Raw genomic sequence first — 21,024 nt, 5'->3', positions numbered from 1 at the left:
CATAACGTGAGACCCGCCGGATCCGTCCCGCCGCATCTTAGGTAAACTAAGCAAAGCGTCAAGGACGCGCCAGGATCGAGAAGGTGTGCCGGGAAGTCTGGTCGGCAAGTGCTCTGTGCTGCCCACCGACCGGAGGTCTCCCCCGTGACCGCGCCCCGCACCCCCGCGCCCACCCCCACCCCTCGCAGGGTCCTCGGACGTCTGTCCCTGCCCGAGCGGACCTTCGTCGCGGACGCGCTGCGCACCGAGACCGTCGGCGGTGTACTGCTCCTGGCGGCTGCGGTCACGGCGCTGATCTGGGCGAACGTACCCGCACTGCACGACAGCTACGAGAGCGTCAGCCACTACCACCTGGGCCCCGAGGCCCTCGGCCTGGACCTGTCCGTCGCGCACTGGGCGGCCGACGGCCTCCTCGCGGTCTTCTTCTTCGTCGCCGGCATCGAGCTCAAGCGCGAACTGGTCGCCGGCGACCTCAAGGACCCCAGGGCCGCCGCGCTCCCCGTGGTGGCCGCGCTGTGCGGGATGGCCGTACCGGCGCTCGTGTACACGCTCACGAGCCTCGGCGGCGGGGGTTCCCTGGGCGGCTGGGCGGTGCCCACCGCGACCGACATCGCGTTCGCGCTCGCCGTGCTCGCCGTCATCGGCACGTCCCTGCCGAGCGCCCTGCGCGCCTTCCTGCTCACCCTCGCCGTCGTCGACGACCTGTTCGCGATCCTGATCATCGCGGTCTTCTTCACCGCGGACATCGACTTCGCCGCGCTCGGCGGCGCGATCGCCGGCCTCGTCGTCTTCTGGCTGCTGCTGCGCAAGGGCGTACGCGGCTGGTACGTGTACGTCCCGCTCGCGCTCGTCGTCTGGGCGCTGATGTACAACAGCGGCGTCCACGCGACCATCGCCGGCGTCGCCATGGGCCTGATGCTGCGCTGCACGACCCGCGAAGGCGAGGAGCACTCCCCCGGCGAACGCGTCGAACACCTCGTACGCCCCCTGTCCGCGGGTCTCGCGGTCCCGCTGTTCGCTCTGTTCAGCGCCGGGGTCACGCTCTCGGGCGGGGCGCTCGGGGACGTGTTCGCGAGGCCGGAGACCCTGGGCGTCGTCCTCGGTCTCGTCGTCGGCAAGACGATCGGCATCTTCGGCGGGACCTGGCTGACCGTCCGGTTCACCCGGGCCTCCCTCAGCGAGGACCTCGCCTGGGCGGACGTCTTCGCCGTCGCGTCCCTCGCCGGCATCGGCTTCACCGTGTCGCTGCTGATCGGGGAGCTGGCCTTCGAGGGCGACGCGGTCCTGACCGACGAGGTGAAGGCCGCCGTCCTGCTGGGCTCGCTGATCGCGGCGACCCTGGCGACGGTCCTGTTGAAGCTGCGCAACGCCAAGTACCGGCGGATGTGGGAGGCCGAGGAGCGCGACGACGACCTCGACGGCATCCCGGACGTCTACGAGCAGGACGACCCCGCGTACCACCTGCGCATGGCGGAGATCCACGACCGTAAGGCCGCCGAGCACCGCAGGACCGCCGCGGAGATCGCCCGGCGGATCGCCGGGGAACAGGCCGCCGCGCGCCACGGGCTGGCCGAAGTGCCGGGCGGGGCGGGCGAGGACGGCGACCGTCCGGCATGATCTGACGGGACGGTACAAAAGAAGACGGTACAAAGAAGTCAGAAGCAGCAGGCAGCACAGAAGCAGCAGGCAGCACAGAAGCCAGAAGCACCCGCAGCAGAAAAGGGAGACCCCGATGAGCGCACCCGACGGCAGCCCGGTCGGCGCCGAACGCAGCATCGGCCAGCTGTTCGCCTCGGCGACGACCGAATTGTCCGCGCTGGTGCACGACGAGATCGCGCTGGCGAAGGCTCAGCTGAAGCAGGACGTCAAGCGCGGGGCGGTGAGCGGCGGCGCGTTCACGGTGGCCGGCGCGGTCCTGGTGTTCTCCCTGCCGATGCTGAACTTCGCGCTGGCGTACGGCATCCGGACCTGGAGCGACTGGAATCTCGCGGTCTGCTTCCTGCTCTCCTTCGCGGCGAACGTCCTGATCGCCGGCGGCCTCGCGCTGATCGGCGTGGTCTTCGCGAAGAAGGCGCAGAAGAGCAAGGGTCCGCAGAAGGTGGCCGCCTCGATGAAGGAGTCGGCGGGCGTCCTGCAGAACGCGAAGCCGCACCCGCGGCCCGAGCTGCCGCAGGACCGTGTCCCGGAGGCCATCGAGGCTGTGGCACGCTCGTCGTCATGACGGACCCCGGCACTCCTTCGGCGCAACCCGCTTCGGTCGTCCGGCCGGAAGGCCCCTGGACCCATCGCGAAGTCGCGGCGAACGGCGCACGCTTCCACATCGCGGAGGTCGGCGACGGTCCGCTGGTCATGCTGGTCCACGGCTTCCCGCAGTTCTGGTGGACCTGGCGGCACCAGCTGACCGCACTGGCCGACGCGGGCTTCCGGGCCGTCGCGATGGACCTGCGGGGCGTGGGCGGCAGCGACCGCACACCCCGCGGCTACGACCCGGCCAACCTCGCCCTCGACATCACCGGCGTGATCCGCTCGCTCGGCGAGCCGGACGCCGCCCTGGTCGGCCACGACCTGGGCGGCTATCTGGCGTGGACGGCGGCCGTGATGCGCCCCAAGCTCGTACGGCGGCTCGCCGTCGCCTCGATGCCGCACCCGCGGCGGTGGCGCTCGGCGATGCTCGCCGACGTCCGGCAGACGTCCGCGAGCTCCCACATCTGGGGGTTCCAGCGGCCCTGGGTCCCCGAGCGGCAACTGACCGCCGACGACGGGGCGCTGGTGGGCCGGCTCATCCGGGACTGGTCCGGGCCGCTGCTGCCGGACGACGAGGCCGTCGAGACGTACCAGCGCGCGATGTGCATCCCCTCCACGGCCCACTGCTCCCTGGAGCCGTACCGGTGGCTGGTGCGGTCCCTGGCGCGGCCGGACGGCGTCCAGTTCTACCGGCGCATGAAGCGGCCCGTGCGGGTGCCGACGCTCCATCTGCACGGTTCCCTCGATCCGGTGATGCGCACCCGCAGCGCGGCCGGCTCCGGCGAGTACGTCGAAGCGCCGTACCGCTGGCGGCTGTTCGACGGGCTCGGGCACTTCCCGCACGAGGAGGATCCGGTCGCCTTCTCCACCGAACTGGTCAACTGGCTGAAAGACCCCGAACCCGACCGGTGAGCGGCGGCGAGCGCCCGGTATCCGGACCAGAACAGCTGTACTACGAACAGCCAATTGCCTGGCGCATAGGCCGATTGGCGGGTCCGAGGGCGGTTATCGACCTTGGGGCAGGGGCAGACGTCGGGGTATGGGCTGGACGCACGACTACAGTGACGCCGCACGCAACCGCCGCTCGGCCAATGGCCTGAGCTCCCACCGCCGAGGCGCCGACCCGCAGTTGCCGGGCACCGACCTCCGGGTGGGCATTCCGCGCATTCTGCGCCGCCGGGCCCGTTGGGTCTCGGTGCGCCTGCGTCACCCTCGAGGCTGACGACACCCGCCCTCTGGGACGTCCCCTTCCGGGGAACTCAGAGGGCGCAACTGTCGCTGTCCACCTGTTGGCCCGCGGTACGCCCCTGGGCGATGTCCTGCTGGATCTCGTCCGCGGTGAGCGCGTAGCCGGTGTCGGCGTCGTCGAGGGACTTCGCGAAGACCACGCCGTACACCTGGCCGTCGGTGGTGAGCAGCGGGCCGCCGGAGTTCCCCTGACGGACCGTGGCGTACAGCGAGTACACATCGCGGCGGACGGTGCCACGGTGGTAGATGTCCGGGCCGTTGGCCGTGATGCGCCCACGCACGCGCGCGGGACGGACGTCGTACGACCCGTTCTCCGGGAACCCGGCGACGATCGCGCTGTCGTCGCTCTCCGCGTCGTCGGTGGTGAACCGCAGCGCGGGCGCGTCGAGATCCGGTACGTCGAGGACGGCGATGTCGCGCTTCCAGTCGTACAGCACGACCGTGGCGTCGTACTTGCGGCCCTCGCCGCCTATCTGGACGGTCGGCTCGTCGACGCCGCCCACGACATGCGCGTTGGTCATGACGCGGCGCTCGCCGAAGACGAAGCCGGTGCCCTCCAGGACCTTGCCGCAGCTCTCGGCGGTGCCCATGACCTTCACGATGGAATGCTGCGCGCTGGCGGCCACCGGGCTGTCGGCCAGGGCCGGATCGGGCGGCTGTACGTCGGTGATCGGCTCGTTGGAGAACGGGCTGAAGACCTGCGGGAAGCCGTTCTGCGCGAGGACGGTGGAGAAGTCGGCGAACCAGGTGTCGGCCTGGTCGGGCAGCGCCTGGGACACCCCGAGCAGCACCTTGGAGCTACGGACCTCCTTGCCCAGCGTGGGCAGGGTGGTGCCGGCGAGCGCGGACCCGATCAGCCAGGCCACCAGAAGCATGGCCACCACGTTGACCAGCGCGCCGCCGGTCGCGTCGAGCGCGCGGGCCGGGGACCAGGTGATGTACCGGCGCAGCTTGTTGCCGAGGTGGGTGGTCAGGGCCTGCCCGATCGAGGCGCAGACGATCACGACGACGACCGCGACGACGGCGGCCGTGGTGCTCACCTCGGAGTTGTCGGTCAGCCAGTCCCAGACCACGGGCAGCAGGTAGACGGCGACGAGGCCGCCGCCCAGGAATCCGATCACCGACAGGATGCCGACGACGAAGCCCTGGCGGTAGCCGACGACCGCGAACCATACGGCCGCGAGCAGCAACAGGATGTCCAGCACATTCACGAACGACACCCTGTCATGACCGCCAGTCGAGCGGGACCTGCTTCTCGCGGTCCCAGGGCCGCTCCCAGCCCGCGTAGTGCAGCAGGCGGTCGATCACGCCGGCCGTGAAGCCCCAGACGAGGGCGGATTCGACCAGGAATGCCGGGCCGCGGTGGCCGGCGGGGTGGACGGTGGTGGCGCGGTGGGCGGGGTCCGTGAGATCCGCCACGGGGACCGTGAAGACCCGGGCCGTCTCGCCCGGGTCGACGACGCCGACCGGGCTCGGCTCGCGCCACCAGCCCACGACCGGTGTGACGACGAAGCCGCTGACCGGGATGTACAGCTTGGGCAGCACGCCGAAGAGCTGGACGCCGGCAGGATCGAGGCCGGTCTCCTCCTCGGCCTCGCGCAGGGCGGCCCGCAGGGGGCCGTCACCGTGCGGATCGCCGTCCTCCGGGTCGAGGGCGCCGCCGGGGAAGGAGGGCTGTCCGGCGTGCGAGCGCAGCGAGGTCGCACGCTCCATGAGCAGCAGCTCGGGGCCGCGCTCGCCCTCGCCGAACAGGATCAGGACTGCGGACTGTCGGCCTCCACCGTCCTGGGGCGGCAGGAAACGGCTGAGCTGGACCGGCTGGACCGTCTCCACGGCCCGCACCACCGGGTCCAGCCAGTCGGGCAGACCCTTCTTGCTGAGCGTCACCGGATCGCCCTGATCACTGCCCTGCGTCCTGCCCTGGGCATTGTTCTGCGTATTGCTCGCCCTCGTCATCGCCACACCACCCCCCGTTCTGCCGAGTCCAACGCCCGACGGCCCACAGATCGTTCCGCGGCCTGTCGCCGCCCCGCGGCTGATCGCCCCGTGGCCTGGCCCGCTGCCGGTCGTCGTCCCGTCATCCGGCCCCCAGCGGCGGGGCCGGCCTGCCGCCCGCGTCGAGGTAGGCCTGGGGCGGCTTCAGCCGTTGGCCGGGGAAGCCGCCCTTCTCGTACTTCAGGAGCTTCGTCGCCTTCTCGGGGTCCGTCTCGCCCTCGCCGTACGCCGGGCAGAGCGGGGCGATGGGGCAGGCGCCGCAGGCGGGCTTGCGGGCGTGGCAGATACGGCGGCCGTGGAAGATCACGTGGTGCGAGAGCATCGTCCACTCGCTCTTGGGGAAGAGCGCGCCGATCGCGGCCTCGATCTTGTCCGGCTCGGTCTCCTCGGTCCACCGCCAGCGTCGCACGAGCCGCTGGAAGTGCGTGTCCACGGTGATCCCGGGGCGGCCGAACGCGTTGCCCAGCACCACGAAGGCGGTCTTGCGACCCACGCCGGGCAGCTTCACCAGGTCCTCGAGCCGACCGGGGACCTCGCCGCCGAACTCCTCGGTCAGGCCCTTGGAGAGCCCTATGACCGACTTGGTCTTGGCACGGAAGAAGCCGGTCGGGCGGAGGATCTCCTCGACCTCCTCCGGATCGGCGGCGGCCAGGTCCTCCGGCGTGGGGTACTTCGCGAAGAGCGCGGGGGTCGTCTGGTTCACCCGGAGGTCGGTGGTCTGGGCGGACAGGACCGTGGCGACCAGGAGCTGGAAGGGGTTCTCGAAGTCCAGCTCGGGGTGGGCGTAGGGGTAGACCTCGGCGAGCTCGCGGTTGATGCGGCGGGCACGACGGACGACAGCGGTGCGGGACTCGGGCTTTCCGGCCGGGGCCACGGCGGCGACAGCAGGCGTCTTCGCCACAGCGGGCGCTTTCGCCGCCGCGGTCGCCTTCTTCGCCGCAGGTGTCTCCTGCGTCCCGGCCGCCTTCTTCGCCTTCACCGGAGGCGCCTTCTTCGTCGCAGCCGTTTTCCCCGCCTCGACCGATTTTCCGGCAGCCGTCTTCTTTGTCACTTTTGCCGTTTCCTTACCGCCGCCGGAGGCCCGTTCGCCCACAGCGGAATCGCGACGTACAACCACCCGCCCAGCCCCCTCGGCCTGTGCTCTCACCGGCGATTTGGACACCCGGCCAGCCTAGAGCCCGGCACTGACATCCGCCCCGGACCCTGAAGATCAGCCCCCAATTGGACCCCTGCCGCTTACCTCGGGACACGTGTGCGGCATCCTTGTGACAGATCACACTGTTTGGACCGTCCGGCAAAATGGGGAGCACGGTCCCCTGGTAAGCGGGGGAGCAAGATCCCCTGAGCAGGTCGACAAGGAGAGAACTCGTGGACGACGTCCTGCGGCGCAACCCGCTCTTCGCGGCTCTCGACGACGAGCAGGCCGCAGAGCTGCGCGCCTCCATGAGCGAGGTGACCCTCGCCCGTGGAGACTCGCTGTTCCACGAAGGCGACCCGGGCGACCGGCTCTATGTCGTCACCGAGGGCAAGGTGAAGCTTCACCGCACGTCCCCGGACGGCCGGGAGAACATGCTGGCGGTGGTGGGGCCCAGCGAGCTGATCGGCGAGCTGTCGCTCTTCGACCCGGGCCCGCGCACGGCGACCGCCACCGCGCTGACCGAGGTCAAGCTGCTCGGCCTCGGCCACGGCGACCTCCAGCCCTGGCTGAACGCGCGCCCCGAGGTGGCCTCCGCGCTGCTGCGCGCCGTCGCCCGGCGTCTGCGCAAGACCAACGACGCCATGTCCGACCTGGTCTTCTCGGACGTCCCCGGCCGCGTGGCCCGGGCCCTGCTGGACCTCTCCCGGCGCTTCGGCGTGCAGTCCGAGGAGGGCATCCACGTCGTGCACGACCTGACGCAGGAGGAGCTGGCCCAGCTCGTCGGCGCGTCGCGCGAGACCGTGAACAAGGCGCTGGCGGACTTCGCCCAGCGCGGGTGGCTCCGCCTGGAGGCGCGGGCGGTCATCCTGCTGGACGTGGAGCGGCTGGCGAAGCGGTCGCGCTAGCCGCCGCCCGAGGGGTGAGGTCGGTCGGTGCGACCGTCACTGGGGGCTGCCGCCCCCAGCCCCCTCGACAGCCCCCTCGATCTGAACGCCTTCGTCCTCAGACGCCGAACACCGGACGCCGAACACCAAACGTCGGACGTCACGTCGGACGTCGGACGGGCTGTGGTTGGCACAGTTGTCCCATGGCTGAAACGGTTCTCTCCAGAGGTCTCGACCCTCAGGGCTACATCGCCCGCGAAGGCTCTCTCGCGCGCGTGCCACACGACTTCCGTCCCGTCGCCGCAGCCGCCCGGGACCGGATCCTGGAGCTCTTCGGGGCGCGGCTGCACAGCGCGTACCTCTACGGCTCGATTCCGCGCGGCACCGCACGCGTGGGCCGCAGCGATCTCGACCTCCTAGTGGCCCTGTACGAGGAGCCCACGGAGACGGACCGGGCCGACGGCCGTGTCCTCGACGAGGCCCTCGACAGAGAGTTCCCCCAGATCGACGGCGGTGGGACGCTCATGGTCAGCCGCGCGCGCGTGCTGAGCGACCTGGAGACGTACGACCTGGGGTGGTTCGTCGCGTGCCTGTGCACGCCGCTGCTGGGCGAGGACCTCGCCGAACACCTTCCCCGCTACCGTCCCGACTCGCTGCTCGCGCGCGAGACCAACGGAGACCTCGCCCTGGCGCTCCCCCGCTGGCGCGAGCGCATCGTCTCGGCGGACGACTCCGACGAGGCCCGCCGACCCCTCGTACGGTTCATGTCCCGCCGCCTCGTGCGCACCGCGTTCACGCTCGTCATGCCCCGCTGGAACGGCTGGACGAGCGACCTGCACGAGATGGCGGAGGCGTTCGGCGGGTACTACCCGCAGCGGGCGCAGCAGCTACGGACAGCGGCCGTACTCGGCTACGAGCCGACGGGGGACGCAGACGTGCTCAGGACGTACGTCGACGATCTCGGGCCGTGGCTCGCGGACGAGTACGCGCGCGTGCACGGCATCAAGGCCCCCAGACCCGACTAGGCGGCGATTCGGCGGCGATCAAGCGGCGACAGATCGCGACCGGGCCTGACCGGACCCGCCTGGGCTCGGGCCAGTGCCTGTCCGGCCGACCAAGTCGCAGGAAACGGGCGGGCGGGGCCTTGGAGCGGGGGTGAGCGGGGTCTGGGGCGTGCAGGGGCAATCCGGAGGAGGGAGTCGACGCGATGGGGGCCCCTGAGGGAGTGCGTGTCAGACCGACCCCGCGTCTGCGGCATGAGCGGCCGGACCGGTCCTAGATGAGCCCGTGCTCCTCCAGGTACTCCAGCTGCGCCCGTACCGACAGCTCCGCCGCGGGCCACAGGGAGCGGTCCACGTCGGCGTACACGTGTGCGACGACCTCGGCGGGGGCGCGGTGGCCGTTCTCGACGGACGTCTCGACCTGGGCGAGGCGGTGGGCGCGGTGGGCGAGGTAGAACTCGACGGCGCCCTGGGCGTCCTCCAGGACGGGTCCGTGGCCGGGCAGGACGGTGTGGACGCCGTCGTCGACCGTGAGGGACCTCAGCCGCCGCAGGGAGTCCAGATAGTCGCCGAGACGGCCGTCGGGGTGCGCCACGACCGTCGTACCGCGCCCCAGGATCGTGTCGCCGGTCAGGACCGCCCGGTCGGCCGGGAGGTGGAAGCACAGGGAGTCGGCGGTGTGGCCCGGGGTCGGGACGACCCGCAGCTCCAGGCCGCCGACCGTGATCACGTCCCCGGCGCCCAGGCCCTCGTCGCCGAGCCGCAGCGCGGGGTCCAGGGCCCGCACCTTGGCGCCGGTCAGCTCGGCGAAGCGGACGGCGCCCTCGGCGTGGTCGGGGTGGCCGTGCGTGAGCAGGGTGAGGGCGACGCGCTTGCCGGCCTGCTCGGCGGTGTCGACGACCGCGCGCAGGTGTGCGTCGTCCAGCGGGCCCGGGTCGATCACGACCGCCAGCTCGGAGCCGGGCTCGGAGACGATCCAGGTGTTCGTGCCGTCCAGGGTCATCGCGGAGGCGTTGGGCGCGAGGACGTTGACCGCGCGGGAGGTGGCGGGGCCCGAGAGGACTCCGCCGCGAGGCTGCCCGGGGAGGGCCGCTGCGTCGGTCATGCGGGGCCTCCACCGGTCCGGGCGAGCGGGATGTGCTGGGTGAACTCGTCGTGGCCCGGCCAGGACAGCACGACCTCGCCGTCCGCGAGGCGGGCCTGCGCCAGGACGGGGGTCAGATCGCGCTCGGGGGCCGCGGCGAGCGCCTCGGCGGCGCCGGCGTGCGGAGCGAGCTGACGCAGGGTCGCGATGGTGGGCGGCATCATCAGCAGCTCGCCCTTGTCGTACGAGGCCGCCGCGTCCGCCGGGCGGATCCACACCGTGCGGTCGGCCTCCGTGGAGACGTTGCGGGTGCGCTGGCCCTCGGGGAGGGCGGCCACGAAGAACCAGGTGTCGTAGCGGCGGGGCTCGAACTCCGGGGTGATCCAGCGCGTCCAGGCGCCGAGGAGGTCAGAGCGCAGGACCAGTCCGCGGCGGTCGAGGAACTCCGCGAACGACAGGTCACGGGCGACCAGGGCCGCACGGTCGGTCTCCCAGTCGGCGCCGGTCGTGTCGCCGACCACCGAGTCGGGGGTCGGCCCCGCGAGCAGGACGCCGGCCTCCTCGTACGTCTCCCGGACGGCCGCGCAGACGATCGCCTGGGCCGCCGTCTCGTCGACGCCGAGGCGCTCGGCCCACCACGCGCGCGTGGGGCCCGCCCAGCGCACCTGACGGTCGTCGTCGCGCGGGTCGACGCCGCCGCCGGGGTAGGCGTACGCGCCTCCGGCGAAGGCCATGGAGGCGCGTCTGCGCAGCATGTGGACGACCGTCGAGCCGTCGCCGGCGTCTTTCAGGAGCATGACGGTGGCCGCGCGCTTGGGCGTGACGGGTGTCAGCGTGCCGTCCGCCAGCGCGCGGATGCGTTCCGGCCAGTCCGGGGGGAACCACTGCCCATTCGCCATGGGCGCGAGGCTATCCCCTGGGGAGCGAATGTTCGAGAGGTACCCGAGGTCAGAGCATGCCTGGCGTGCCTGGCTGGCCTGGCTCGCCTGGCGTGCCTACGGGACGAGCTCGACCTGGATCTCGACCTCCACGGGCGCGTCCAGCGGCAGCACCGCGACGCCCACCGCACTGCGCGCGTGCACGCCCTTGTCGCCCAGGACCTCGCCCAGCAGTTCGCTCGCGCCGTTGACGACGGCGGGCTGGCCGGTGAAGTCCGAGGCCGACGCCACGAAGCCGACGACCTTCACCACGCGCGCGATGCGGTCCAGGTCGCCCGCGACCGACTTGACGGCGGCCAGGGCGTTCAGCGCGCAGGTGCGGGCCAGCTGCTTGGCCTCCTCGGGGGTGACTTCCGCGCCGACCTTGCCGGTGACCGGCAGCTTGCCGTCCACCATGGGCAGCTGGCCGGACGTGAACACGTACGGGCCGGACAGCACGGCCGGCTGGTAGGCCGCGAGGGGCGGCACTACCGCCGGCAGGGTCAGGCCCAGCTCGGCGAGCTTCGCCTCGACCGCGCTCACGCCTTCGCCCGCTTCAGGTAGGCCACGAGCTGCTCGGGGTTGTTCGGCCCGGGCACGACCTGGACGAGCTCCCAGCCGTCCTCGCCCCAGGTGTCCAGAATCTGCTTCGTGGCGTGGACGAGCAGCGGCACGGTTGCGTATTCCCACTTGGTCATGCGCCGACTGTATCCGCTGCACGGGACGGCACCTGCCCCAGGCCAGACGGCCGATCGCGGCACGGGCGGGGCCGGCGTCCACAGGCTGTGCGTCGGCACCCGCAGGCAGCCGTCGGCAGCCGCCGCCGGGCACCCGTATCCCCAGTGGCCCCAGGCCATGTGGCCGATAATCACTCCCGTTGTCCACAGCCTCCCGGTTGCCTCGGGCGCGGACTGGTTACGCTCGATGATGTGAGCAGGCTCCAGGTCGTCAGCGGCAAGGGCGGGACCGGAAAGACGACGGTCGCCGCGGCCCTCGCGCTGGCCCTCGCCACGGCAGGGAAGCGGACGCTTCTCGTCGAGGTGGAGGGCCGGCAAGGCATCGCGCAGCTCTTCGAGACGGAGACGTTGCCCTATGAAGAACGGAAGATCGCGGTCGCTCCGGGGGGCGGTGAGGTGTACGCCCTCGCCATCGACCCCGAGCTGGCCCTTCTGGACTACCTCCAGATGTTCTACAAACTGGGGAGCGCCGGGCGAGCCCTGAAGAAGCTCGGCGCCATCGACTTCGCCACCACCGTCGCGCCCGGCCTGAGGGACGTACTCCTCACCGGCAAGGCGTGCGAGTCGGTGCGCAGGAAGGACAAGCAGGGGCGGTTCGTGTACGACTACGTCGTCATGGACGCCCCGCCCACGGGCCGCGTCACCCGCTTTCTGAACGTGAACGACGAGGTCGCCGGCCTGGCCAAGATCGGCCCGATACACAATCAGGCGCAGGCCGTGATGCGGGTGCTGAAGTCGCCGGAGACGGCCGTGCACATGGTGACGCTGCTGGAGGAGATGCCCGTCCAGGAGACCGCGGACGGCATCGCCGAGCTCCGGGCGGCCAGACTCCCGGTCGGGCGGGTCATCGTGAACATGGTGCGGCCCGAGGTGTTGGACGAGAACGAGCTGGAACTCGTACGGGGCCTGACGCGTTCTTCTGTCGCCCGGTCGTTGTCCGCCGCCGGGCTCGGCGGGGCGCGGCGCGGCGGGCATGCCGAGCGGCTGGTGGACCCGCTCCTGAAGCAGGCCGAGGAGTACGCCGAGCGGTATGCGCTGGAGCACGAGCAGCGCGCGGTCCTGAGCGACCTGGACCTGCCGCTGCACGAACTGCCGCTGCTCGCCGAGGGCATGGACCTCGCGGGCCTGTACGAACTCGCCGCCGAGCTGCGGAAGCAGGGGGTCGCATGAGTGGGGATCGCAGGAGTGGGGATCGCGTGAGCGGGGATCGCGTGAGTCCGGATCCGGCCCGAGCCGCCGCCAAGGCCGCGTCCTCGTCCCAGCACGCACAGGACGGCGGCGCCCGTCGGCTCTCCCCCGCGCCCGTGCTGGACGTCGATCCGCTGATCGACGATCCGGCGACCCGCATCGTGGTGTGCTGCGGCTCGGGCGGGGTCGGCAAGACGACGACCGCGGCGGCGCTGGGGCTCAGGGCCGCCGAGCGCGGCCGCAAGGTGGTGGTCCTCACCATCGACCCCGCGCGCCGGCTCGCCCAGTCCATGGGCATCGACTCGCTCGACAACACCCCGCGCCGGGTGAAGGGCGTGGACGACTCCGCGACCGGCGACCTGCACGCCATGATGCTCGACATGAAGCGCACCTTCGACGAGATCGTCGAGGCGCACGCGGACCCCGAGCGGGCCGCCGCGATCCTGGGCAACCCCTTCTACCAGTCGCTCTCGGCGGGCTTCGCGGGCACGCAGGAGTACATGGCGATGGAGAAGCTGGGGCAGCTGCGCGCCAGGGACGAGTGGGACCTGATCATCGTGGACACGCCACCGTCGCGTTCGGCTCTGGACTTCCTCGACGCGCCGAAGCGGCTCGGGTCGTTCCTGGACGGCAAGCTGATCCGGCTGCTGACGGCCCCGGCGAAGCTGGGCGGACGCGCGGGGATGAAGTTCCTGAACGTCGGGATGTCGATGATGACCGGCACCCTCGGCAAGCTGCTCGGCGGCCAGCTGCTCAAGGACGTCCAGACGTTCGTGGCCGCGATGGACACGACCTTCGGCGGCTTCCGCACGCGCGCGGACGCGACGTACAAGCTGCTCCAGGCGCCCGGGACGGCGTTCCTGGTGGTGGCGGCTCCCGAGCGGGACGCGCTGCGGGAGGCCGCCTACTTCGTGCAGCGGCTGGCCGCCGAGGACATGCCGCTGGCCGGTCTGGTGCTCAACCGGGTCCATGGCAGCGGCGCCGCCCAGCTGTCCGCCGAGCGGGCGCTCGCAGCCGCGGAAAATCTTGACGAGTCCCGCATTGTCGATCAGGAGGGCGGGAAAGCTGGACTTCGTAACTCTCCCGACACGTACGACAGTTCAGAACCTCCCGCATCCGAGTCAGCAGCATCTGAGCCCGCAGCATCCGAGCCAGCCGGACCCGAGTCAGCCGCATCTGGGCCGACCGGACCCGAATCGCCCCCAGTCGGCTCCGTCGGCTCCGAGCCCGGCTCCCCCGCCGGTGCGGACCGGACGGTCGACGATCTCACCGCAGGTCTGTTGAGACTGCATGCCGAGCGGATGCACCTGCTCTCCCGCGAGCAGCGCACACGGGACCGCTTCACCGCCCTCCACCCCGAGGTGGCGGTGGCCGAAGTGGCCGCACTGCCCGGCGACGTGCACGACCTCGCGGGGTTGCGGGACATCGGGAACCGGCTCGCGGCCAACCGGCCGGAGCTGCCCGAGGCTGTCGACAGCTGAGCCGAGGGGTCCCCTCAGCTCACCGCCGCGTAGTTCTCGTAGATCTGGTCGTCGTCGAGCGGCACGATGACCGCTCCTCGCTCGTACCCACGCTCGTACTCCGAGCGCGCCGTCTCCAGGAGTCGGCGCCACGAGGTCACGGTGGGCCGCCGGCGCAGCAGTGCGCGGCGCTCGCGCTCCGTCATGCCTCCCCACACGCCGAACTCGACGCGGTTGTCGAGCGCGTCCGCCAGGCATTCGGTGCGTACCGGGCATCCGGTGCACACCGCCTTGGCCCTGTTCTGCGCTGCTCCCTGAACGAACAGTTCATCCGGATCGGTAGTGCGGCAGGCAGCCTGCGCACTCCAGTCGGTTACCCAGCCCATACCGGCGCCGTCCTCTCCCGAATCGAGGCTCCCCCACGGCGGCAGCGGCATATTCACCGCCGCCAGTTGAGGACGTTACGGAAGGTGGGCACAGCGCAACACCCCCTTCGGGCCCAATCTTGAATGGCCCGAACGGACTATGCGTAAGCGGCAGATCACCCGGGGGAGTGAGCCCGCGACATACATGACTATCCCGACAAACGGGACAGTTCCACTGAGTCACAACGGACGCCAGGTGACACACAAGGCGGATTCGGGCACGTCCCCAACAAAAAAGTTGGGAACCTCCGGAACGATTCGGGGTCGCCGGACGTATTGATACGTAGCCCTGCTGCTGTGACAGTTGAGAGCAGCTTAGGCCAAGGCATTGACGCGTGTCCGGCGAATGAGAACGTAGGCTGCCCCCATGCCAAAAAAGCGCTCGGGCGGTGGTCTGTCCCCAACGCAGCAGGCCGCCAAGTTCCTCGGTGTCAGTGTGCTCGCGGGAGCCGTCATGGCGGGCATCGCGCTGCCCGCGTTCGGCGCGCTGGGTCTGGCCGCCAAGGGGTCGGTGGAGTCGTTCGACGAACTCCCGGCCAACCTCAAGACGCCCCCGCTGAGCCAGCGCACCACGATCCTCGACGCCGACGGCGACCAGATCGCTTCGGTCTACTCCCGTGACCGCACGGTGGTCGACCTCAAGAACATCTCGCCGTACATGCAGAAGGCGATCGTCGCGATCGAGGACTCGCGCTTCTACCAGCACGGCGCGATCGACCTCAAGGGCGTCCTGCGCGCGCTCAACAAGAACGTGCAGAGCAGCGGGGTCTCCCAGGGCGCCTCGACGCTCACCCAGCAGTATGTGAAGAACGTCTTCGTGGAGGAGGCCGGCGACGACCCGACGAAGGTCGCGCAGGCCACCCAGCAGACCCTCGGCCGCAAGATCAAGGAGCTGAAGTACGCGATCCAGGTGGAGGAGGAGCTCGGCAAGAAGAAGATCCTCGAGAACTACCTGAACATCACGTTCTTCGGCGAGCAGGCCTACGGCGTCGAGGCGGCCGCCCAGCGCTACTTCTCCACGCACGCCAAGGACCTCACCCTGCCGCAGGCGGCCATGCTGGCCGGCATCGTCCAGTCGCCCAGCCGCTACGACCCGGTCAACGACGAGGCCGAGGCCACCAAGCGCCGTAACACCGTGCTGCAGCGGATGGCCGAGGTCGGCGACATCTCCGAGGCCGAGGCCGCCAAGGCGCAGAACACCCCGCTGAAGCTGAAGGTCACCCAGCCGAAGAACGGCTGCATCACCGCCGTGCAGGGCGCCAGCTTCTTCTGCAAGTACGTCGAGCGGGTCTTCCTCAGCGACCCGGTCTTCGGCAAGACGAAGGAACAGCGCGCGAAGGTCTGGAACCAGGGCGGCCTCACGATCCGTACGACGCTCGAGCCGCAGGCCCAGGAGTCCGTCCAGGACTCGCTGAAGGACCACGTCTACAAGTCGGACAAGGTCGCCGCGGCCGCCACGCTCGTCGAGCCCGGCACCGGCAAGATCCTCGCGATGGGCCAGTCCAAGCCGTACGGCTACGGCAAGAACGAGACCGAGTACAACTACTCGGTCAACGCGTCGATGGGCGGCTCGAACTACGGCTTCCCGACCGGTTCGACGTTCAAGCCGTTCGTGGCCGCGGCCGCGCTGGAGGAGGGCCGTCCGGCCAACCAGACCTACTCCGCGCCGTACGAGATGTCGTATCCGGCCACGGTCCAGACGTGCAGCGGCAGTCCGTGGGTCAACGACGGCGACTACAAGCTGGAGAACGAGAGCGAGTCCGAGAAGGGGCCGTACGCCCTGAAGGACGCGATGGCCAAGTCGGTCAACACCTACTTCGTGCAGATGCTCGCGGACATCGGCATGTGCCCCGTGGTGAAGATGACCAACGCGCTGGGCGTGGTCCAGGGCAACGGCGACAAGGTCCCCGAGGTCCCGTCCTCCATGACCCTCGGCTCCACCGGCCTCTCCCCCCTGACGATGGCGACCGCGTACGCCGCCTTCGCCAGCCGGGGCATGTACTGCACCCCGGTCGCCATCGAGTCGATCACCCAGACCGTGGGCGGCACGAAGAAGTCGCTGGAGGTCCCGAAGTCGACCTGCTCGCGCGCGATGAGCGAGAAGACCGCGGACACCGTCAACACCCTCCTGAACGGCGTGATCGACTCCGGCACCGGCCAGCAGGCCGGTCTGTCGGGCCGCGAGAGCGCCGGCAAGACGGGTACGACCGACTCGCGCAAGAACGCCTGGTTCGTCGGCTACACCCCGAACCTCGCGGGCGCCGTCTGGGTCGGCAGCGCCACCCAGAAGGTCCAGATGACCCAGATCACCATCGGCGGCGTCTACCACGATCAGGTCTACGGCGGCGACACCCCCGGCCCGATCTGGCGGGACGCCATGAACGGCGCCCTGTCCGGCAAGGAATCCCCGAGCTTCAACCTCGTCAACATCCCGAGCGCCGAGAAGGACCGCGACAAGGGAGACGGCAACAACGACGGCGGCAACGGGGACAACGGCGGCGACACCGGCAACGACGACGGCTTCATCGGCGGCCTGCTCACCAACGGCACGACGAACGGCGGCACCACCGGCGACACGACCGGCACCACCACCGGCGACACGTCGACGGGCGGCTTCTTCCAGGGCCAGACCAACTCCGGCAACGGCAACGGGGGCAACCGCGGATAGCCCCGGCTAGCCGGGGCTTCGGCGGCGAACGGCCCCTACTTCTCCGTACACGTACTTCAGATCAGATACGTACGGAGAAGTAGGGGCCGTTCGTCGTACGGGGGCCGTCGGTCGGCATGCCGGGGTCAGCCGCCGACATGTCGGGACGGTCGGCCGGCATGGGGGGTCAGCCCGTCGGCATGCCGGGGTCAGCCCGCGAGGAGCTTCTTGACGACCGCGGCGACGCGGCCGCCCTCGGCCAGGCCGGCCACCTTCGGGTTCACGATCTTCATGACGGCGCCCATGGCCCTCGGCCCCTCGGCGCCTGCGGCCTTGGCCTCCGCGACGGCCTGGGCGACGATGTCGTTCAGCTCGTCGTCGCCGAGCTGCTTGGGCAGATACGTGGCGAGGATCTCGCCCTCCGCCTTCTCCCGCGCGGCGGACTCGGGACGACCGCCCTGCGCGAAGGCGTCCGCGGCCTCGCGCCGCTTCTTCGCCTCGCGGGTGATCACCTTCTGCACCTCGTCGTCGGAGAGCTCGCGCTTCTCCTTGCCCGCGACCTCCTCCTTGGTGATCGCGGTGAGCGTCAGCCGGAGCGTCGAGGAGCGGAGCTCGTCGCGCCCCTTGATCGCGGCGTTGAGGTCTTCCTGCAGCTTCGACTTGAGCGTGGTCATGGGTTTGATTGTCGCAGGTGTCGGCGGCAGGACGCCCGCTGATTTAAAGGGCTTCGGGGCAGAGGTAGTTGGGGATGGCGGCAGGGGTGACCGTGACTGTGCCGGGTGGGGCCCGATCGGAGGGGCCGCGGGGCACGGGGCGTCCGCGGGGTCTGACACGATGGACGTATGCGCGCGCGATACGGAGTACCTCTGTCCATCGCGGCGGCTGGCGCCGCCGGTCTGGTGTACGCGGCGGGTTTCGAGGCCCGCTCCTTCCGCCTGCGGCGAGTGACGGTCCCCGTCCTCCCCGCCGGCATGCGCCCCCTGCGGGTGCTCCAGGTCTCCGACATCCACATGGTCGGCGGCCAGCGCAAGAAGCAGCGCTGGCTGCGCTCGCTGGCCGGCCTGCGCCCCGACTTCGTGATCAACACCGGCGACAACCTGTCCGACACGGAGGGCGTCCCGGAGGTCCTGGACGCCCTAGGCCCGCTGATGGACTTCCCGGGCGCGTACGTCTTCGGCTCCAACGACTACTACGGCCCGAAGCCGCGCAACCCCGCCCGCTACCTGCTGGAGAAGAGCGCGGGCCGCCACGGCCTCAACGGCAACCCGCCCGTGGTCGGCGTGGTCCACAACCCGTGGGAGGACCTGCGCGACGGTTTCGACGCGGCAGGCTGGCTGAACCTCACCAACACCCGGGGCGTGCTCAAGGTCGAGGGCGTGTCGATCGAGCTGACCGGCCTGGACGATCCGCACATCAAGCGGGACCGCTACGCCCAGGTGGCCGGCGGCCCCTCCGACTCCGCGGACTTCTCGATGGGCGTGGTGCACGCCCCGTACCTGCGCGTCCTGGACTCCTACACCGCGGACGCCTACCCCCTGATCCTGGCCGGCCACACCCACGGCGGCCAGCTCTGCATCCCCTTCTACGGCGCCCTGATCACCAACTGCGACCTGGACACCGACCGTGTGAAGGGCCTCTCCACCCACACGGCAGAGGGCCGTACGGCCTACCTCCACGTCTCAGCAGGCTGCGGCACGAACCGCTACACACCGGTGAGGTTCGCTTGCCCGCCGGAGGTGACGTTGTTGACGTTGGTGGGGCGGGAGTAACGGGAGTGGACGTTGGTGGGACGGGAGTAAAGGGGAGGGGGAGGGAGCGGAGGGACGGGAGGTAGGGGCGGGAGGCCAGGGGCGGGGGCGGGCGACTTCCCCCGTACGGCCCTGGCCATACAGCCATACGGCCCACCCGAATCGCCCCATATACCCCTCTTGCCTAGCGTGAGGGCATGACCGCGCCGATACCCGGGGACATCCCGGACCTGCCCGCGATTCCGCGGACCCACGCGCTCCTTCCCTCCTTCGTCCCCGCCTCGGCGGTGGTGCCTCCGGTACGCCGTCCCCTCGCCGCCTGTCTGCGCCTGCTCCTCGCCGGCGCGGCGGCCGCGGGCGTGGCGCTCGCGCTCCTGCTCGGCAGCCCGCTGCGGGTCCTGAGCAACTTCTCGGTCCAGAGCAACATCCTGCTCGCACTGGTCACGCTGCTCTCGGCCCGCCGCGCCTGGACGGCCCGCCGCCCGCTTCCCTCCGCCCTGACCGGCGCCGCCCTGCTCTACGCGATGATCACCGGGCTGGTGTACCACCTGCTCCTGGCGGACACGGCGACCCCGTTCTCCGTGACCCACACGGGGACCGCCCCCTCGGGCTGGCACGCCGTCGCCAACCACCTCCTCCACACCGTGACCCCTGCGGCCGCCGTGCTGGACTGGCTGCTGCTGACCTCCCCCGACCGGCTACGCCTGCGCCAGGCCGCGACGTGGATGGTCTACCCCTTGGCCTACCTGCTGTTCTCCCTCGCCCGGGCCCAGTTGATCCTCCCGGGCACACCGGGCCGCTATCTCTACCCCTTCCTCGACGTCGAAGCCCACGGCTACAAGGACGCCCTCGCCAACTGCCTCCTCCTGGGCCTCTCCTTCTACGCCCTGGCCGTCCTCCTCGTAGCCCTCGACCACACCCGCCCGAACCCCACCCGCCACCGCACCAAAACCGGATTTCGTCTCCAGCCACCGGTGGGCTAAAGTAAACGACGTCGCCGCGAGAAGCAGGACCAGCAGCGACATCGGGGTGTAGCGCAGCTTGGCAGCGCGCTTCGTTCGGGACGAAGAGGTCGTGGGTTCAAATCCCGCCACCCCGACAGCTGGATAGCAGTTCAGAGGGCCCTTACCGGGTAGGTAAGGGCCCTCTGGCGTTGCGAGGGCATCGTGAGGTGCTGGCCGCGATCATCTTCGTGGCCACCTCGGGCTGCACCTGGAACCAGTTGCCACCGGGTTTCGGACTGTCGGGGGTGACCGCCTTCCGCCGGTTCACCGAGTGGACCGAGGCCCGGGTGCGGGCCAAGCTTCACCGCCTGGTCCTTGGGCGAACTCGGTTCCCGGGGCGGTCTGGACTGGTCGCGCTGCGCAATCGACTCCGTCAGCGTCCAGGCCTCCAAAAGGGGGCAGCTGACGGGACCGAATCCGACCGGCCGCGGCAAGACCGGATCGAAAATCCACCTCACCGTCGACCGCAGCGGCCTGCCCCTGTCGATCGGTGTCTCCGCTGCGAACCTCCACGACAGCCAGGCCCTGATCGCGCTGGTCCGTGGCATCCCGCCCATCCGCTCACGTCGCGACCCCCGGACGAACAGCGTCCCGGATGTCCGGCTGCCGACGCCCCCACCGTCGCTACGCGCGCAAGCCGGAACACTTCACCGCCTTCCTCGCCTTCACCGCCATCGCCGCAACCCTCATATGCCACCGTCGACTCACCGATCGAAATGACCTCTAAGTCCGGCGTTGACGACCAGCCAACTCCAGAGCCCCGCCCGGCACTGCCGGGCGGGGCCGCTTCTGTCTATGTGCCCGCCGAATCCGATGTCCGCCAGACTCCAACGGATCAAGGATTGGTGCGATATGCCTGGAGCGAGGCCCAGCTGACGGCCGGAATACGGCCTTTCCGGGTGCAGGACTGTGCACACTGCGCGGACCTCGACCACGGGACCGCGACGCCTGCGGACGCGTGCCCCGTCGGCCTGATCGTCACGGGCCCGTCTGGCCACCTTTCGCGACGAGCCGCGCCGGGGGCGCCGCACTGAACTGCTCCGCCACGTCGACCCGATAGGTCCTGGCCACCTCGTCCAGTCGCTGGAAAATTTCAGGTTCCGGCATGTCAAGGGAGAGCTCTGAAATCTCCACCGTGTGCACGTATTGCCCGACGCGAGGTTCCACGCCGAAGGTCGGCCCCTCTTCCGGTGACACCACGAGCGACAAAATAGTGCCGGCTGGGTCATGGACGGCGATTACCTTCATCCGTCTTCACTCCTTAGCTGAAACAGCTTACGGGTTTACCGTACTGACCATCAAGC

21 protein-coding genes, 1 tRNA gene and 1 pseudogene are annotated in these 21,024 nt (G+C 70.4%); 13 read left to right on the top strand and 10 right to left on the bottom strand.

Features of this window, described 5'->3' with window-relative positions; genetic code table 11:
• Nucleotides 1-144: 144 nt before the first annotated feature.
• The 4 genes from nhaA (at nucleotide 145) to OG562_RS23450 (ending at nucleotide 3,466) form a co-directional block, all read left to right on the top strand.
• The gene (nhaA, locus tag OG562_RS23465) at nucleotides 145-1,617 is read left to right on the top strand and encodes a Na+/H+ antiporter NhaA (protein ID WP_266400901.1); all 1,473 of its coding nucleotides are present in this window, start codon (nucleotides 145-147) and stop codon (nucleotides 1,615-1,617) included.
• A gap of 115 nt (nucleotides 1,618-1,732) precedes the next feature.
• Entirely contained in the window at nucleotides 1,733-2,221 is a 489-nt protein-coding gene (locus tag OG562_RS23460; protein WP_266400900.1) for a phage holin family protein, read from the top strand.
• The gene (locus tag OG562_RS23455; protein ID WP_266400898.1) at nucleotides 2,218-3,156 is read left to right on the top strand and encodes an alpha/beta fold hydrolase; all 939 of its coding nucleotides are present in this window, start codon (nucleotides 2,218-2,220) and stop codon (nucleotides 3,154-3,156) included. Before OG562_RS23460 ends, OG562_RS23455 begins: the two co-directional genes overlap by 4 nt.
• Nucleotides 3,157-3,283: 127 nt before the next feature.
• Nucleotides 3,284-3,466, top strand: coding sequence for a hypothetical protein (locus OG562_RS23450; protein WP_266400894.1), 183 nt, complete (start codon nucleotides 3,284-3,286; stop codon nucleotides 3,464-3,466).
• Nucleotides 3,467-3,503: 37 nt separating this feature from the next.
• Here the strand turns inward: OG562_RS23450 and OG562_RS23445 are convergent, their stop codons facing one another.
• The 3 genes from OG562_RS23445 to nth all read right to left on the bottom strand — a co-directional run bounded on the left by OG562_RS23445 (nucleotide 3,504) and on the right by nth (nucleotide 6,580).
• Complete coding sequence (locus tag OG562_RS23445; protein ID WP_266400891.1) at nucleotides 3,504-4,703, bottom strand: MarP family serine protease; 1,200 nt, start codon at nucleotides 4,701-4,703, stop codon at nucleotides 3,504-3,506.
• A 13-nt stretch (nucleotides 4,704-4,716) separates the two neighbouring features.
• Complete coding sequence (locus OG562_RS23440) at nucleotides 4,717-5,448, bottom strand: CoA pyrophosphatase (protein ID WP_266400888.1); 732 nt, start codon at nucleotides 5,446-5,448, stop codon at nucleotides 4,717-4,719.
• A gap of 121 nt (nucleotides 5,449-5,569) precedes the next feature.
• Entirely contained in the window at nucleotides 5,570-6,580 is a 1,011-nt protein-coding gene (gene nth, locus OG562_RS23435; RefSeq protein ID WP_266400885.1) for an endonuclease III, read from the bottom strand.
• A 275-nt stretch (nucleotides 6,581-6,855) separates the two neighbouring features.
• Here nth and OG562_RS23430 point away from each other — a divergent pair, with 275 nt between their 5' ends.
• Entirely contained in the window at nucleotides 6,856-7,530 is a 675-nt protein-coding gene (locus tag OG562_RS23430) for a Crp/Fnr family transcriptional regulator (RefSeq protein WP_133928442.1), read from the top strand.
• Nucleotides 7,531-7,712: 182 nt separating this feature from the next.
• Nucleotides 7,713-8,534 carry a nucleotidyltransferase domain-containing protein gene (locus OG562_RS23425; protein ID WP_266400880.1) on the top strand — a complete coding sequence of 274 codons (822 nt, stop codon included), beginning with the start codon at nucleotides 7,713-7,715 and terminating at the stop codon, nucleotides 8,532-8,534.
• Between the two features lie 250 nt (nucleotides 8,535-8,784).
• On the opposite strand, the gene OG562_RS23420 is transcribed toward OG562_RS23425, so the two are convergent.
• The 4 genes from OG562_RS23420 to OG562_RS23405 all read right to left on the bottom strand — a co-directional run bounded on the left by OG562_RS23420 (nucleotide 8,785) and on the right by OG562_RS23405 (nucleotide 11,209).
• Nucleotides 8,785-9,615: an MBL fold metallo-hydrolase gene (locus OG562_RS23420; protein ID WP_266400878.1), complete on the bottom strand. Its 831-nt coding sequence runs from the start codon at nucleotides 9,613-9,615 to the stop codon at nucleotides 8,785-8,787.
• On the bottom strand, nucleotides 9,612-10,493 hold the full coding sequence (locus OG562_RS23415) for an NUDIX hydrolase (protein ID WP_266400875.1): 882 nt from the start codon (nucleotides 10,491-10,493) through the stop codon (nucleotides 9,612-9,614). The genes OG562_RS23420 and OG562_RS23415 overlap by 4 nt, the downstream gene beginning before the upstream one ends.
• A 96-nt stretch (nucleotides 10,494-10,589) precedes the next feature.
• Nucleotides 10,590-11,054 carry a RidA family protein gene (locus OG562_RS23410; protein ID WP_266400873.1) on the bottom strand — a complete coding sequence of 155 codons (465 nt, stop codon included), beginning with the start codon at nucleotides 11,052-11,054 and terminating at the stop codon, nucleotides 10,590-10,592.
• Nucleotides 11,051-11,209 carry a DUF4177 domain-containing protein gene (locus OG562_RS23405; protein ID WP_020129281.1) on the bottom strand — a complete coding sequence of 53 codons (159 nt, stop codon included), beginning with the start codon at nucleotides 11,207-11,209 and terminating at the stop codon, nucleotides 11,051-11,053. The genes OG562_RS23410 and OG562_RS23405 overlap by 4 nt, the downstream gene beginning before the upstream one ends.
• A gap of 231 nt (nucleotides 11,210-11,440) precedes the next feature.
• On the opposite strand from OG562_RS23405, the gene OG562_RS23400 reads away from it, so the two are divergent.
• Together OG562_RS23400 and OG562_RS23395 are read left to right on the top strand one after the other, a co-directional pair.
• Entirely contained in the window at nucleotides 11,441-12,418 is a 978-nt protein-coding gene (locus tag OG562_RS23400) for an ArsA-related P-loop ATPase (RefSeq protein WP_266400868.1), read from the top strand.
• Nucleotides 12,419-12,552: 134 nt separating this feature from the next.
• Complete coding sequence (locus OG562_RS23395) at nucleotides 12,553-13,917, top strand: ArsA family ATPase (protein WP_266409478.1); 1,365 nt, start codon at nucleotides 12,553-12,555, stop codon at nucleotides 13,915-13,917.
• 14 nt (nucleotides 13,918-13,931) lie between these two features.
• Here OG562_RS23395 and OG562_RS23390 read toward each other — a convergent pair whose 3' ends face one another.
• Nucleotides 13,932-14,282, bottom strand: coding sequence for a WhiB family transcriptional regulator (locus OG562_RS23390; RefSeq protein WP_266409477.1), 351 nt, complete (start codon nucleotides 14,280-14,282; stop codon nucleotides 13,932-13,934).
• 406 nt (nucleotides 14,283-14,688) lie between these two features.
• Between OG562_RS23390 and OG562_RS23385 the strand changes: the two genes are divergently transcribed.
• Entirely contained in the window at nucleotides 14,689-16,989 is a 2,301-nt protein-coding gene (locus OG562_RS23385; RefSeq protein ID WP_266400865.1) for a transglycosylase domain-containing protein, read from the top strand.
• A gap of 188 nt (nucleotides 16,990-17,177) precedes the next feature.
• Here the strand turns inward: OG562_RS23385 and OG562_RS23380 are convergent, their stop codons facing one another.
• Nucleotides 17,178-17,642, bottom strand: a complete 465-nt coding sequence (locus OG562_RS23380; RefSeq protein ID WP_266400862.1) for a GatB/YqeY domain-containing protein — start codon at nucleotides 17,640-17,642, stop codon at nucleotides 17,178-17,180.
• A gap of 168 nt (nucleotides 17,643-17,810) precedes the next feature.
• On the opposite strand from OG562_RS23380, the gene OG562_RS23375 reads away from it, so the two are divergent.
• The 4 genes and pseudogenes from OG562_RS23375 to OG562_RS23360 all read left to right on the top strand — a co-directional run.
• The gene (locus OG562_RS23375; RefSeq protein ID WP_266400861.1) at nucleotides 17,811-18,737 is read left to right on the top strand and encodes a metallophosphoesterase; all 927 of its coding nucleotides are present in this window, start codon (nucleotides 17,811-17,813) and stop codon (nucleotides 18,735-18,737) included.
• Nucleotides 18,738-18,913: 176 nt separating this feature from the next.
• Nucleotides 18,914-19,699: a Pr6Pr family membrane protein gene (locus OG562_RS23370; RefSeq protein WP_266400860.1), complete on the top strand. Its 786-nt coding sequence runs from the start codon at nucleotides 18,914-18,916 to the stop codon at nucleotides 19,697-19,699.
• A gap of 42 nt (nucleotides 19,700-19,741) precedes the next feature.
• Nucleotides 19,742-19,815: transfer RNA gene (locus tag OG562_RS23365), tRNA-Pro, on the top strand.
• Nucleotides 19,816-19,872: 57 nt separating this feature from the next.
• Nucleotides 19,873-20,447, top strand: a pseudogene (locus OG562_RS23360) (IS5 family transposase); the annotation flags it as partial.
• Nucleotides 20,448-20,698: 251 nt separating this feature from the next.
• Here the strand turns inward: OG562_RS23360 and OG562_RS23355 are convergent.
• Complete coding sequence (locus OG562_RS23355; RefSeq protein WP_266400858.1) at nucleotides 20,699-20,968, bottom strand: hypothetical protein; 270 nt, start codon at nucleotides 20,966-20,968, stop codon at nucleotides 20,699-20,701.
• Nucleotides 20,969-21,024 lie beyond the last annotated feature (56 nt).

Origin of the sequence: Streptomyces sp. NBC_01275, assembly GCF_026340655.1 — a bacterium.
In the GTDB taxonomy this organism is placed as follows: Bacteria; Actinomycetota; Actinomycetes; order Streptomycetales; family Streptomycetaceae; genus Streptomyces.
Note: the sequence above shows the minus strand (reverse complement) of the source record. Positions and strands in the feature narration are given on the sequence as shown.

Excerpts from the sequence above, each read along its gene's own strand:
- OG562_RS23405 (WP_020129281.1), bottom strand. The coding sequence starts at position 11,209 with ATGACCAAGTGGGAATACGCAACCGTGCCGCTGCTCGTCCACGCCACG.
- OG562_RS23440 (WP_266400888.1), bottom strand. The coding sequence starts at position 5,448 with ATGACGAGGGCGAGCAATACGCAGAACAATGCCCAGGGCAGGACGCAG.
- OG562_RS23385 (WP_266400865.1), top strand. The coding sequence starts at position 14,689 with ATGCCAAAAAAGCGCTCGGGCGGTGGTCTGTCCCCAACGCAGCAGGCC.
- OG562_RS23380 (WP_266400862.1), bottom strand. The coding sequence starts at position 17,642 with ATGACCACGCTCAAGTCGAAGCTGCAGGAAGACCTCAACGCCGCGATC.
- OG562_RS23370 (WP_266400860.1), top strand. The coding sequence starts at position 18,914 with ATGACCGCGCCGATACCCGGGGACATCCCGGACCTGCCCGCGATTCCG.
- OG562_RS23450 (WP_266400894.1), top strand. The coding sequence starts at position 3,284 with ATGGGCTGGACGCACGACTACAGTGACGCCGCACGCAACCGCCGCTCG.
- OG562_RS23355 (WP_266400858.1), bottom strand. The coding sequence starts at position 20,968 with ATGAAGGTAATCGCCGTCCATGACCCAGCCGGCACTATTTTGTCGCTC.
- OG562_RS23460 (WP_266400900.1), top strand. The coding sequence starts at position 1,733 with ATGAGCGCACCCGACGGCAGCCCGGTCGGCGCCGAACGCAGCATCGGC.
- OG562_RS23455 (WP_266400898.1), top strand. The coding sequence starts at position 2,218 with ATGACGGACCCCGGCACTCCTTCGGCGCAACCCGCTTCGGTCGTCCGG.
- OG562_RS23375 (WP_266400861.1), top strand. The coding sequence starts at position 17,811 with ATGCGCGCGCGATACGGAGTACCTCTGTCCATCGCGGCGGCTGGCGCC.
- OG562_RS23425 (WP_266400880.1), top strand. The coding sequence starts at position 7,713 with ATGGCTGAAACGGTTCTCTCCAGAGGTCTCGACCCTCAGGGCTACATC.
- OG562_RS23390 (WP_266409477.1), bottom strand. The coding sequence starts at position 14,282 with ATGGGCTGGGTAACCGACTGGAGTGCGCAGGCTGCCTGCCGCACTACC.
- OG562_RS23420 (WP_266400878.1), bottom strand. The coding sequence starts at position 9,615 with ATGACCGACGCAGCGGCCCTCCCCGGGCAGCCTCGCGGCGGAGTCCTC.
- OG562_RS23415 (WP_266400875.1), bottom strand. The coding sequence starts at position 10,493 with ATGGCGAATGGGCAGTGGTTCCCCCCGGACTGGCCGGAACGCATCCGC.